This is a genomic window from Desulfuromonas soudanensis (assembly GCF_001278055.1).
In the GTDB taxonomy this organism is placed as follows: Bacteria; Desulfobacterota; Desulfuromonadia; order Desulfuromonadales; family WTL; genus Deferrimonas; species Deferrimonas soudanensis.
Genome location: NZ_CP010802.1, coordinates 2546147 through 2558782 on the forward strand (window position 1 = coordinate 2546147; position 12636 = coordinate 2558782).

At 63.7% G+C, this 12636-nt stretch carries 11 protein-coding genes and 2 riboswitches; all 11 genes read left to right on the plus strand.

Going from position 1 to position 12636, the window contains the following annotated elements; genetic code table 11:
* Positions 1-33 precede the first annotated feature (33 nt).
* The 11 genes from DSOUD_RS11430 (at position 34) to DSOUD_RS11480 (ending at position 12502) form a co-directional block, all read left to right on the plus strand.
* Positions 34-1035, plus strand: a complete 1002-nt coding sequence (locus DSOUD_RS11430) for an AAA family ATPase (protein ID WP_232426438.1) — start codon at positions 34-36, stop codon at positions 1033-1035.
* Between the two features lie 15 nt (positions 1036-1050).
* Positions 1051-1917 carry a DUF58 domain-containing protein gene (locus DSOUD_RS11435; protein WP_053551135.1) on the plus strand — a complete coding sequence of 289 codons (867 nt, stop codon included), beginning with the start codon at positions 1051-1053 and terminating at the stop codon, positions 1915-1917.
* Positions 1914-2585: a hypothetical protein gene (locus tag DSOUD_RS11440; RefSeq protein WP_053551136.1), complete on the plus strand. Its 672-nt coding sequence runs from the start codon at positions 1914-1916 to the stop codon at positions 2583-2585. Before DSOUD_RS11435 ends, DSOUD_RS11440 begins: the two co-directional genes overlap by 4 nt.
* Positions 2582-3565, plus strand: a complete 984-nt coding sequence (locus tag DSOUD_RS11445) for a VWA domain-containing protein (protein ID WP_053551137.1) — start codon at positions 2582-2584, stop codon at positions 3563-3565. Before DSOUD_RS11440 ends, DSOUD_RS11445 begins: the two co-directional genes overlap by 4 nt.
* The gene (locus tag DSOUD_RS11450; protein ID WP_053551138.1) at positions 3562-4947 is read left to right on the plus strand and encodes a vWA domain-containing protein; all 1386 of its coding nucleotides are present in this window, start codon (positions 3562-3564) and stop codon (positions 4945-4947) included. The genes DSOUD_RS11445 and DSOUD_RS11450 overlap by 4 nt, the downstream gene beginning before the upstream one ends.
* Positions 4944-6020: a BatD family protein gene (locus DSOUD_RS11455; protein ID WP_157671852.1), complete on the plus strand. Its 1077-nt coding sequence runs from the start codon at positions 4944-4946 to the stop codon at positions 6018-6020. The genes DSOUD_RS11450 and DSOUD_RS11455 overlap by 4 nt, the downstream gene beginning before the upstream one ends.
* 41 nt (positions 6021-6061) lie before the next feature.
* Positions 6062-6799, plus strand: a complete 738-nt coding sequence (locus DSOUD_RS11460; protein ID WP_053551140.1) for an outer membrane protein assembly factor BamD — start codon at positions 6062-6064, stop codon at positions 6797-6799.
* 355 nt (positions 6800-7154) lie between these two features.
* The gene (locus DSOUD_RS11465; protein WP_053551141.1) at positions 7155-8741 is read left to right on the plus strand and encodes an acetyl-CoA hydrolase/transferase C-terminal domain-containing protein; all 1587 of its coding nucleotides are present in this window, start codon (positions 7155-7157) and stop codon (positions 8739-8741) included.
* Positions 8742-9129: 388 nt separating this feature from the next.
* On the plus strand, positions 9130-9501 hold the full coding sequence (locus tag DSOUD_RS11470) for a response regulator (RefSeq protein WP_053551142.1): 372 nt from the start codon (positions 9130-9132) through the stop codon (positions 9499-9501).
* A 308-nt stretch (positions 9502-9809) separates the two neighbouring features.
* Positions 9810-9887: riboswitch (cyclic di-GMP riboswitch) on the plus strand.
* Positions 9888-10118: 231 nt separating this feature from the next.
* Positions 10119-11519, plus strand: a complete 1401-nt coding sequence (locus DSOUD_RS11475; RefSeq protein WP_053551143.1) for a sigma-54-dependent transcriptional regulator — start codon at positions 10119-10121, stop codon at positions 11517-11519.
* Positions 11520-11795: 276 nt separating this feature from the next.
* Positions 11796-11935: riboswitch (cyclic di-GMP riboswitch) on the plus strand.
* Between the two features lie 102 nt (positions 11936-12037).
* The gene (locus DSOUD_RS11480) at positions 12038-12502 is read left to right on the plus strand and encodes a hypothetical protein (protein WP_053551144.1); all 465 of its coding nucleotides are present in this window, start codon (positions 12038-12040) and stop codon (positions 12500-12502) included.
* Positions 12503-12636 lie beyond the last annotated feature (134 nt).

Here is a 12636-nt window from a genome sequence, read left to right on the forward strand (position 1 = left end):
AAATCCCACGCCCCGCCACCCGAGGAGTGCGCCGTGACCGAAGTTGCCGCCCGCGATGACCTGAGCCGACTCGAGGCCGAGATCCGCCTCAAGAGCGCCTTCGTCGCCCCGCTCCTGGCCGAGATCGCCAGGGTGGTGGTCGGCCAGCGGGACCTCGTCGAGGCGCTCCTCATCGGCCTCCTCTGCCGGGGACATGTCCTCATCGAGGGGGTGCCGGGGCTGGCCAAGACCCTCACCGTCAATACCCTGGCCACCGCCCTCGACCTCTCCTTCCGCCGCATCCAGTTCACCCCCGATCTCCTCCCCGCCGACCTGGTCGGCACGCCGATCTACCATCCGGGAACCGGCGAATTCCGCACCCGCAAGGGGCCGGTCTTCGCCCACCTCGTCCTCGCCGACGAGATCAACCGCGCCCCGGCCAAGGTCCAGTCGGCCCTCCTCGAGGCGATGGAGGAGCGTCAGGTCACCCTCGGCGACGAGACCCACCCCCTCCCCGACCCCTTCCTGGTCCTGGCCACCCAGAACCCCCTGGAACACGAGGGGACCTACCCCCTCCCCGAAGCCCAGCTCGACCGCTTCATGCTCAAGGTGGTCGTCGGCTATCCCGACCGCGCCGAGGAAGAGGAGATTCTCGAGCGCCACGGCAACGGCCCCGCCGACCTGCAGGCGGTGGTGGGCCACGCCCCTCTCACCGAGGCGATGGCGGCGGTACGCACCCTTTATCTCGCCGCGCCGGTGCGCGACTACCTCCTCGACCTGGTCGCGGCGACCCGCAACCCCGCAGCCTTCGGCCTCGGGGAGATGGAAACCCTCATCGACCACGGCGTCTCCCCCCGGGGGAGCATCGCCCTCGCCCAGGCGGCCAGGGCCCGGGCCTTCCTGCGCGGCCGCCCCTACGTGGTCCCCGACGACGTCCTCTCCGTGGCCCCGATGGTGCTGCGCCACCGCCTCGTCCCCTCCTACGAGGCCGAAGCCCGGGGGATTTCCAGCGATGCCCTTTTGCAGCGCATCTTCGCTGCCGTCCCCGCCCCCTGACACGGAGGAGGCAACTTGATCCCTCCCCTGGAGATCCCCGCCGCCGTGCGCCGCCTGGAAATCACCGCCCGGCGCCAGCTCGCCGGCACCCTGGCCGGCGAGTACCGCAGTCACTTTCGCGGCCGGGGGATGGAATTCGCCGAGATCCGTCCCTACCAGTTCGGCGACGACCCGCGCCAGCTCGACTGGAACCTCACCGCCCGCTGCGGCACCCCCCAGGTGCGCCTCTACCAGGAGGAGCGCTCCCGGACCCTGACCCTCATCGCCGACGTCTCCCGCAGCTGCACCCCGGCAAAGCGCCTCCTCCTGGCCCGCTGCGCCGCTCTCCTCGCTTTTGCCGCGGTGCAGAACCGCGACCGCGTCGCCCTGATCGCCTTCAGCGACCGCATGGAGGAACTCATCCCCCCCGGCAGCGGCCGCAATCACGCCCTGCGCATCCTCAGTACCCTGCTCGGCCTCTCTCCGAAAGGAGAAGGGACCGACCTGAGCTCCCCCCTGGACGCCGCTCTCGCTCTCCATCGCCGCCCCGGGATGCTGATCCTTCTCTCCGATCTCCACGCCCCCCTCCCCGACCAACTCCTCCGTCGGACCCTGGCCCGCCACGACCTGCTGGCGCTGGTGCTGCGCGACCATCGGGAGCGGCAGTGCCCCGGCAGCGGCCTGACCCTGGTCGCCGACGCCGAAAGCGGCGCAAGGCGCCTGGTCGACCTCGGCAGCCGTGCCGCTTGCACCGCCATGGAAAAAGCCTGGGACGATTCGGACCGCCGGCTGGCGGCCGAACTGCAGCGGCTGGGAATCGACCACGCCTTTGTCGACGACAAGGAGCCTCCGCTGCCGGCCCTGCGCTCACTCTTCGGCAGCCGGCGCCGGAGGGAGCGATGAGGCGCCTGGGCTCTTCCCTGATCCTCTGGATCTTTTTGTCCGGGGCCGCCCCCGTCCCCGTCCTCACCCCCGAGCGCCCCTGCCTGGGGAGTCCGCTCCTGGTGGCCATCCCCCTCCCCGACAGCGGGACGGAACTCATCGGGCTCCCCGATCTCGGCTCTTTTGCCCTCCTCGCCCCGCCCCGCAGGAGCGAAGGGGAGCTGCAGATCCTTCTCCTCCCCATGCGTCCGGGGCTCCAAACCCTTCCGTCCTTCCCTCTGACCCGGGGGCGCAGCCGCCAGTGGGCGACGGAGCCGCTGGAGCTTGCCGTGAACGAGTGCCTGGACGCCGAGAGCGTGGCCGCCCCGCTGATGGACCTCCCGCCCCCGGAGGAGGACGACATTCCCCTCTGGCCCCTTCTCCTCCTCACCGCCGCGGCTCTCCTCCTCGGACTTCTGTGGAGACTGGCCCGGATCCGCCGCCTTCTTTCCGGACAAAAGGAAGAGGGTCCGGTGACCCGCCTGGCCGCCCTGCAGCGCCGTCTCGATCTGATCCCCGACGACTCAGCCGAGCGCCGCCTTCTGGAAGAGCGCCTGGAGCGGCTGCGCTTTGCTCCCGGCGTCCCCTCGGAGGAGGAGATCGAAGAAGCGGCAGCGGCCATCGAGACGCTGGAAAAGGAGGGGAGATGACCCTCTCCTTTGTCACTCCCGCCCTCCTCCTTCTGGCCCCCCTGGCCCTCCTCCCCCTGCTGCCGCGGCGCCGGGAAGGGATTCTCCTCTCCTCCCTCGCCCCCCTGGCCGGATTGGCCATGGGCTGGCGCGTTCGTCTGGCGCTGCTGCACCCCGGCTGGCGCGCCCTGACCCTCCTCCTCCTCCTGATCGCCCTGGCCGGCCCCGTCCTCGGCGAACGGACCAGCACTGTCGTGCGCCGCGGCGTCGATTTGATGCTGGCTCTCGACATTTCCGCCAGCATGGGCGCTCGGGATATGCCCCCCGACCGCATGACCGTCGCCCGGGAGGCCGCGGCCGACTTTCTCCTGAAACGCGAAGACGACCGTGTCGGCGTCATCCTCTTCTCCGGAGCCCCCTACCTCCTTTCCCCCCCCGCCCTCGACAAGGGACCTCTTCTGGCCCGGCTGCAGCAGACGGTTGCCGACCGCAGCGGCAGCGGCACCGCCCTCGGCGACGCCCTGGCCGCCGCCCTCGCCCAGCTCGGGAATTCTCCGGCCAAAAGCAAGGCGGTCGTTTTGCTCACCGACGGCACCTCGAACCGCGGCCGCCTCACCCCCCTGGCCGCGGGACGGGCCGCCGCCGCCCTCGGCGTCCGGGTCTACCCCGTCGGCTTCGGCAGCGAGGAAGGGGCCGAAGTCCCCCTCGGTCCGGCGGGGGAGATTGGCCGCCTGGCCGACGGCACCCCCCTGCGCGACGCCCTCGAGGAAGGGACGCTCGAAGAGATCGCCCGCCTCAGCGGCGGCCGCTACTTCCGCGCCTCCAGCGGCGACGCCTTGAAGGAGGTCTACGGCCGCATCGACGCCCTCGAAACGACCCCCCTGGAAATCCGCGAGCGCCTGATTCGCCAGGAACTCGCCCCTCTCCTGCTGCAACTGGCGGCGGGCCTCCTCCTTCTGGAAATCGTCCTTTTTCGCCTCTGGCTGCGGAGGGTGCCATGATCCTCGGAGCGGTGACCCTCCTCCTATTGGCGCTCCTCTTTTTCGCCGAACGCTCCAGCCGGAAACGTCTGGCTCACTTCGGGCTCCCGGGGAGTTCGCACCGGATCCTCGGCGATCTGGCAACCCTGGCCGCCCTGACCCTCCTTTTCATGCTCCTCGGATCGTCACCGGCCGAAGAGAAGGGTCCCGGGCCGGCCCTGGCCCTGGCCGTCGACGTTTCGGCGAGCATGGCCTCTTCCGACGGGGAGACGAGCCGCCTCGAGCGCGCCCGCAGGGAAATCCGCGCCCTTCTCGCCGCCCTCCCCGGGGCCCGCTTCGCCCTCGTCCTTTTTGCCGGCGAGGCCGTCCTGCAGGTCCCCCTCACCGCCGACCCTGCGGCCCTCGCCTTTTTCGTCGATCGGCTCTCCCCGGGGACGGTGACGGTCCCCGGTTCGGCCCCCGAGGAGGGGGTGACGGCGGCCCTCAAGGCCCTTGCCGGCGAGACGGGACCGCAGGCGGTCATCCTCTTCAGCGACGGCGAGCGTACGGTGGGTACCCCGCCCCCCCTCCTCCCCTCCGGCGTCCCGGTCTACGCCGTCCCCCTGGGGACGCCCGAGGGGAGCCCGGTCCTCGACGCCGCGGGACATGCGCGCCTTGACCCTCAGGGGGAGCCGCTGCTGACCCGCCTCGAAGCCGAAGTCCTGGAAACGATATGTGGGGCCACCGATGGAGCCCTCCTACCGGTGCCCGGGGAAGACTTTTCCGTCGCTCCCCTCATCGAACGCTTCTCCCTGGCAAACAGAAAACCCACCGCCGAAGGTTCCACGGCAATTCTCTCCCTCGTTCTCCTCCTTCTTCTGGCCGGCGAAGTGCCCGGCCGTTTCCGTCACGGGCCAAAGCGGGGGACCGTGACCGCCGTCGTCGCCCTGACCCTTTGCGGCCTGACTCTGGCCTGCCACCCCCGGGATAACCCTTCCCCCCGGCGTCTGTACGCCGAGGCCCTCGAAACGGCAGCAGCCGACCGTCCCCTGGAGGCGGCCCGGCTCTTTGCCGCCGCGGCCCGCATCCTGGAGGGGACCGAACGGGGGGCGGCCCTCTACAACGCCGGCACCCTCCTGCTCGGTGCAGGAGACGCCAAAAAAGCCCTGTCCCCTCTCGAAGAAGCCATCCTTCTGCTGCCGGGGGATCGGCAGGTCCGCACCAACCTCGCTCTGACCTTGCGGGCGCTCGGGGAGGATCTCCCCTACGGCAGCGCCCCGGGAGAGAAGGGAGAGGAGAGGGAGGGCGGAACCCTGAGCCGCAGCCAGGCCCTGCAGCTTCTCGAGACCGTAATCGCCCGCCCGGGGGGGGATGCCGCCTCCACCGTCCCCCTGTTCGAAATCCGGCCGGGGAGGGACTGGTGACGTTGTTATTCTCCCTCCTGGTCCTCCTTCTCCTGCCCTCACCAGGCAGCGCCGCCCCCCTCCCTTTGCTGGAGGCGCGGCTGCTGGTGTCAAACTCTGCCCCCTATCTCGGCGAGGAGGTGATTCTCACCCTGGAGGTGCGCCGGCAGGGGGCCCTGCGGGAGCGTCCCTCCCTGGCCTGGCCGCTCCTCGACGACTTCCTGCAGGAGGAGCTCCCTCCCCTCCTCCCGCGCCGCGAGACCACCGCCGAGGGGGAAATCCTGGTGGAAAGCGGCCGGACCCTTCTGCGCCCCCTAAAAACAGGAACGCTCCGCCTCTCCGGCGGCGGCGTCTCCCTCGGAGAGGACTTCATTGCCGCCCCCCCCCTGAGGCTGCGGGTGCGCCCCCTCCCGGAAGAAGGGCGCCCGAGCGACTTCTCCGGAGCGGTGGGCCGCTATACCCTGACCCTGCGGGGCGAGGGGACGGGCACCCGCGAGGTGCGCCTGGAAATCGGCGGAACCGGCGTCCTCTCCAACGTCCCCGCTCCCCGGGCGGCCCCGGGACGCGGCGAGCGCCTCGTCTTTCTCGGCGACGATCTCTCGTTTACGGAGGAGACGGCCCTGCGAACCCTGCGTTACCTCTATCTCCCGGGGGAGGGAGAGAAGGGGAGCCTCGCCTTTACCCTGGCGACCTTCGATCCGCAGGAAGAGTCCTATCGCCTCCTCTCGGCGTCCCTCAATCCACCGCCGGGGCGATGGGGCGCCTGGGCCTTGCGGATTCTCCTTCCCCTAGCCGGCGTCTCGGCCCTCGCCCTTTGGGGACGGCAACAGCGCCGGAATGCCGACCTCGATTACCTTCTGGCACGCCTCCTCGGCCGCGCCCCGAGGGGCCTCTCCCGCCGGGAGATCGCCGCAACTCTGATGCAAAGCGGAGTGCGGACAGAGACATGGACCGCCCTCGAGCGCCTCTGGGAAGAGGAGGATCTCTGCCGCTTCGGCCCCGTCCCCCGGAGGGGACAAAACCTCAGGGCCAGGCGCCGCCGACTCGCCCTGCGCCTTTGGAATGACGTTGACAAATCCCGGCGCATCCCGTAATTTCTACGGCGACCTTCGCCTCTAACCAGGACACTCCGACCATGAAAAAACTGATTCTCGCCGCCGCTCTCCTCTTCCTGGCCGCCGCCTGCGCCACGACTACCGTCCCCCCGAAAAAATCCGCCGATCTCTACTACCAGGAGGGAGAAGAGTTCTTCGCCAGGGAGCAGTACGCCGACGCCATCGCCGCCTGGGAGAAGGTCCGCGACTCCTATTTTTCCCCGGAACTCAACGCCCGGGCCGAATTGAAGATTGCCGAGGCCCATTTCATGGCCGAAGAGTACGTGGAAGCGGCCGCCGCCTACGAAGACTTCCTTAAACAGCACCCCGACCACGAAGAGACCCCCCAGGTCCTCTACCGACTGGGGATGTCCTACTACCAGCAAATTCTCTCGGCGGATCGGGACCAGACCGCCACCAACAACGCCCTGGCCACCTTCCAGAGTTACCTCAAGCGCTATCCCGGCGATCCCCGCGAGGAAGAAATCAAGGGTCTTATCGAACGCTGCAAATTGCGCCTGGCCGAGCATGAGCTCTACGTCGGTCGCTTCTACCAGCGCACCGGCGAAGCCAGGGCTGCGATTCACCGCCTCGAGGCGCTCCTGGCGACCTATCCGGCCTTCGCCAAAAAGGACGAGGCCTACTTCTATCTCGGCCAGGCCTATCTTCAGGCCGGGGAGAGGGAAAAGGCCGTAAATACCTTTAACGCCCTGTACCGGGAGTTCCCCGGCAGCAAATATGTCCCCAAGGGGCAAAAGATCCTGGAAAAGGATTATTGATCGGCCGGATACAGCTCCCTCGACGCTCTTGTCGAGGGAGCTTTTTCTTCGGCGTCAATCGACGAAAGGCCCCCAGTCCGGACAGCGGAAAAAGGATGTTTTTGCTTGACTTGCCGTTTACGGCATATTATAAAAATCGGCATCCTATAACGGAATTTTAAAAACATGGCCAAGGCCACTTGAGTTTTTCGGCATTTGGCTTTTTTTTATTGCAGAACCTCACCAATTCAAGCTATTGCCCCTTCGGGGGACGCCAAGAGCACAAATCACCACTGTTTTAATTCATTCCTGCAGAGTCCGTTCGGAACGCACCACTTCGGGCGCTACCGGCAATTTCACGAGGAGGAGAGAGAGAATGTCCGAGTTCGGCACACTGGAAAGTCGCATCCGTCGCAAGTCCCTGATGAAGAAAGTCATGAAGGCTGAGGAAACCATTCAGTTCTTCAAATCCGGCATGAACCTCGGCTGGTCCGGGTTTACCCCCGCCGGCTACCCGAAGGCGGTTCCGATCGCCCTCGCCGACCACGTCGAGAAGAACAACCTGCAGGGGAAGATGAAGTTCAACCTCTTCATCGGCGCCTCCGTCGGGGCCGAGACCGAAAACCGCTGGGCCCAGCTCGACATGATCGACCGCCGCTGGCCCTACCAGACCGGCAAGGACATCTCCAAGGGGATCAACGAGGGGCGCATCCGCATGGGTGACAAGCACCTCTCCCTCTTCGCCCAGGACCTCGGCTACGGTTTCTACACCGAAAACGGCCGCATCGACCTGGCGATCATCGAAGTCTCGGCCATCACCGAGGACTGCGGCCTGGTTCTCACCTCGTCCTGCGGCGTCGTCCCCGAGCTGATGATGGTCGCCGACCGCATCATCCTCGAGGTCAACACCGGACAGCCCTCCTTCGAGGGGATGCATGACATCGTCATGTCCCAGAATCCCCCCAACCGCCAGCCCTACCTGATCACCAAGGCCAGCAGCCGCATCGGCACCACCTCCGTCCCCTGCGACCCCGACAAGATCATCGCCATTGTCGAGTCCAAGCGCCGCGACAAAGGGCGTGCCTTCACCGACATGGACGATACCTCCGAGGCGATCGCCGCTCACATCATCGACTTCTTCAGCAACGAAGTCGCCAAGGGGCGTCTGCCGAAGAACCTCCTCCCCCTGCAGTCCGGTGTCGGTTCCATCGCCAACGCCGTCGTCGGCGGACTGGCCAAGGGTCCCTTCAAGAACCTCACCGTCTACACCGAGGTTCTCCAGGACACCATGCTCGACCTCTTCGACTCGGGGAAGCTCGACTTTGCCTCCTCCTGCTCCCTCTCCCTTTCCGAGTCGCCGGGTTTCCCCCGCTTCTTCGACAACTGGGAGAAGTACGCTGACAAGATCGTGCTGCGCCCCCTGTCGATCTCCAACGCTCCCGAGCCGATCCGCCGGCTGGGGTGTATCGCCATGAACACCCCCGTCGAGTTCGACATCTACGCCCACGCCAACTCGACCCTGGTCGGCGGGACCCGGATGATCAACGGCCTCGGCGGCTCCGGCGACTTCCTGCGCAACGGCTTCCTGAAGATCATGCACTCGCCGTCGACCCGTCCGTCCAAGACCGACCCCATCGGCATCACCTGCGTCGTCCCCAAGGCGCCCCACATCGACCACACCGAGCACGACCTCGACGTGCTGGTCACCGAGCAGGGTCTTGCCGACCTTCGCGGCCTCGCCCCCAAGGATCGCGCCCAGATGATGATCGACAAGTGCGTTCATCCCGAGTACAAGCCGATCATCCAGGAATACTTCGACATGGCGAAGAAGGAGTGCCTGGCCAAGGGTATCGGCCACGAACCCCAGCTCTTCGATCGCTGCTTCAAGATGCAGCAGAACCTCGCCAAAAACGGCACCATGAGGATCAAGAACTGGGACATCAAGATCGACCTCTGCGAGTAATCGCCCTGGTTCTTCTGACACAGACAAAGCCCCGCCGGGAAACCGGCGGGGCTTTTTTCATTTCAGACCGTCCCTTCCCCGGGTTGGGAGGCCAGATTATATGTTGCCGGCCTGGAGGAATCGGCACGGCTCATGCTAAAGATGTACTTTTTTCACCGATCCGTCCCCTCGACGGATCCTGGCACTCCGGAGACAACAACCGCCGGCACTCTCGGATGAAGCTCCGCTGAGCCCTCCCGGTTGAGCGCTTCCCGGCTGTACCCCTCCGGCGACGGCGTTTTTTTGCCCCTTTATGTTTTTCGATCCTGTCGATTTTTTGACCCTGTCCATTTTTTGACGGGTTTTCATCAACTCACCACCCAAACACCCCAGGAATGAAGAGGAGAGAATGACCAAGAAGAAAAAGATCATGACGGTCGACGATTCGGCGAGTGTGCGCCAGATGATGTCCTTCACCCTGAAGCAGGCCGGTTACGATGTGGTCGAGGCGGTCGACGGCGAGGACGCCCTGGCCAAATTCGCCACCGAGAACGTGCAGATGCTGATTACCGACCTCAACATGCCGAAGATGGACGGGACGGCGCTGATTCGCGAAGTGCGCAAGGACGCCGCCAACCGCTTCATGCCGATCCTCATGCTGACGACCGAATCCCAGGAGAGTAAAAGGCAGGAGGGGAAAAGCGCCGGCGCTTCGGCCTGGATCGTCAAGCCCTTCAAGCCGGAGCAGCTACTCGGGGTGGTGCGCATGGTCCTGGCGTAACCGCCCGTTTCCTGGCCTTCGTTTCGTCAGTCACCACCAGTTGTCCCAAGACTCTCCCGTCACCGGACTCGGATTTAAAAACACCCCAGGGGCCCGCCGGCCCCTGGGGTGTTTTTTCTGCAAATATCAAAGGAGCCAGGACTCATCCGGCACTTTTTATGCATTACCCTTAAATATATCGAATTTGGTTATATTCCCCTCGCCGATCTCCCATAAGGCAAAACACATTTAAAAATAAGGACATAGTTGTTGACTTACAGGGATGAATGACCCTAAGGTCGACCTGGATAGACAAAAAAACAGTTCCTCTCCGATAAGAGTAATGCCGGATCAATCCGGCAGCACAAAGCCGCGGGCCTCCACGTGAGGACAGCCGGGCTGCCGAAGAGAGGGCCTCAGACGAACCGGACGCTTGCCGCTCCGGTGATGTCAGGCGCCCTTTTTGCTGAAAAAGGGGCGCCTTTTTGTTATTAAATTCAATAACTTGACCACAATGAAACAGCTCGCCCACCGGCCCGGGGAGAGCCGCCGTCTTCTGGGACAACGACAGAGGCCCAGAACAATCGGATAGAGAAAAGCCCCGTGGCTCTCTCCCCAGGCCAATTCAAGAGGTCATTATGAACAACTTAAAACAGATGACCCTGCTGTTTGTAGAAGACCAGAATCTATTGCGCAAGGCAATGGGAGACCTCCTTTCACCCTATTGCGGCAAATTGCTCTTCGCCGACAACGGCCGCCAGGCGCTGGAGATCTTCCAGCGGGAAAAGCCCGACCTAGTCCTGACCGATATCATCATGCCCCTTATGGACGGTCTCGCCCTCACTGAAGAGCTCAGCAAACTCAGCCCGGAAACCCCGGTGGTTCTTCTCAGCGCCTATTCCGATGTTCCCAATCTGCTGCGGGGGATAGAGCTCGGGGTGGCCGGATTCGTACCGAAGCCGTTCAAGGATGAAAAGCTCCTTGCCACTCTGAACAAGGCGGCACTTCCGGTGCTGCAAAAAAAACAGTTACTCGGCCTCGAAAGCGAACTGCACAATTCAGTGGAGCAACTCCTCGGCAAAGGACCCAAACTAAGGAAAATCGCCGGGCAAGTCGTGCGGATCGCCCGCAGCAACTACGCCCTGCTGATTCAGGGGGAAACCGGCACCGGCAAATCCCGGCTGGCGATGCTGGTTCACGATCTCAGTACCCGGGCCGAAAAGCCTTTCATCACCGTTCAATTGGGTTCCATTCCCGAATCGCTGGTGGCTGCCGAACTTTTCGGGCATGAAAAGGGCGCTTTTACTGGAGCCGAAAAAAAACGGGAAGGATTGGTCCACGCCGCCCAGGGTGGAACCCTGTTTCTCGATGATATCGATGCCGTCCCCCCTTCGGTGCAGGCCTTGCTCCTTCAGCTGGTGGAAGAGAAAAACTATCGTCCGCTGGGCGGCAATCGCAAAATTCCCGCCGATATCCGCATCATCGTCGCCAGCAATAAGGATTTGGCCGCCGAAGCCGCGGCAGGGACTTTTCGCCGGGACCTCTTTTACCGCCTTGCAACCTTCATGATCGAAATGCCGCCGTTACGGACCATTCCCGAAGATATTCCGGGCCTTGCTGCCAAGTTTCTGCTCGAAGCCTGCCATGAAATCGGCAGGCCGACCCCGGAAATTTCCGAGGGCGGGCTGACCTTGCTGCAGTCCCATTCCTGGCCCGGAAATATCCGGGAACTGCGCAATACCATCAAGCACTCGGCAGTCATGGCAGACGGCAGGGTGACTGCGGCCATCCTGCAGGGGACCCTGGGTGAGCCTTCCCCTGCCGCCGGGAAACCTGCAAACGACCTGACTACCTGCAACGATGGCTGTGCCAACAGCCTCCCGCTGGAAATGGCCGACGTGGAAAAATGGGCGCTGACGCGGGCACTGGCCGCGGCGGAGGGAAAGAAGATGGTCGCAGCCCGCCTTCTCGACATGAATTACTACACATTCCGCCGCCGATTGACGCGGTACGGCATGTGTGGCGAAGTGGACGACTAATCAATATGGGTATCCAAAATAGATACCCAGAGACCTCCCTGCAACCTATCCCAATCCATAGTTGCTTGAAATTGCTAACTTTTTTCTTGGCACAAATAGTGGATAGATTAAAAATGCAACTCTCTTTCCGGCGAAAGAGCACAAGTCCTGATTTACCGTCCCGGCAGCGGCCGGGAAAATGTCCTCTTACGGCCTGGCATTGATTCACCAGGAGGGATCCCGCCTCGCGGTTTCCCCGAGACAAAACCGGCAACACCACAATTGAACCCCACCATACTCCGACAAGGGCAAACCCGGAGAAATCCGGAGACGCAAAGCCACGGGCCCTCATCCTTCAATACCGCCACTTTCGCCGCGACAGCCCTGGCTGCAGCGGCCGAATCGGCGAAGGGGGAAAGGGTCGCCGGGCTACCGAAGAGACGGGGAGTATGGAACAGGCACAACCATTGTGTCGACGCCCATTCTCCCCGAGAACCTGGGCTATTTTTTTTCGAGGCCAACCGGGAGCGAATCGACGAATGAATACAGAAATCAAAAAGTGTCCCCATGGTGACAAATTGGCTTTCGGCCCCGGCCGGTCGATCGATGCACCAATCACCCAGGCCTTTCATCAATTTCAGATGCACTCCGAAAAACAGGCCCTTGACCTGGCGGTACGGTTGCGGGTTCTGGGCAAAAGCCTGGCCTCAGGATGCCCGGGGCGCGGGGTCGCCGGCGGCAAAGAAGCGGAAGGTTTCCAGTCCCTGCGCCGGCAATTGGATAACTACCTGCTTTCACTGGTCGATCATGGATTTGAAGAACACCCGTATTTTCCAACCGTTTGCCATTGCCTCCGGGAATCTCTCCCCTCGGACCTGAACGGGTGTGCAGGGGAGCACTGTTCGATTGAACGGGTTGAGACCTTTATTTCACTGTTGTCGGAACGGAATCGGGGGGGAGAAGACGTCTTTCCGGGGGAGTCGGCACCCTCGCTTTCTCTTTGAAGTACTAGGAGCCTGTCGGACTATACGGGCCGAAGCGAAAAATTGGATATTTGAGGACAGATTCGGGCTTGTTTGAGAGCCAATAGTCGTCTCTATTGGTCGAAAAGAAGCTCGGATATGGACCAAATAGACGA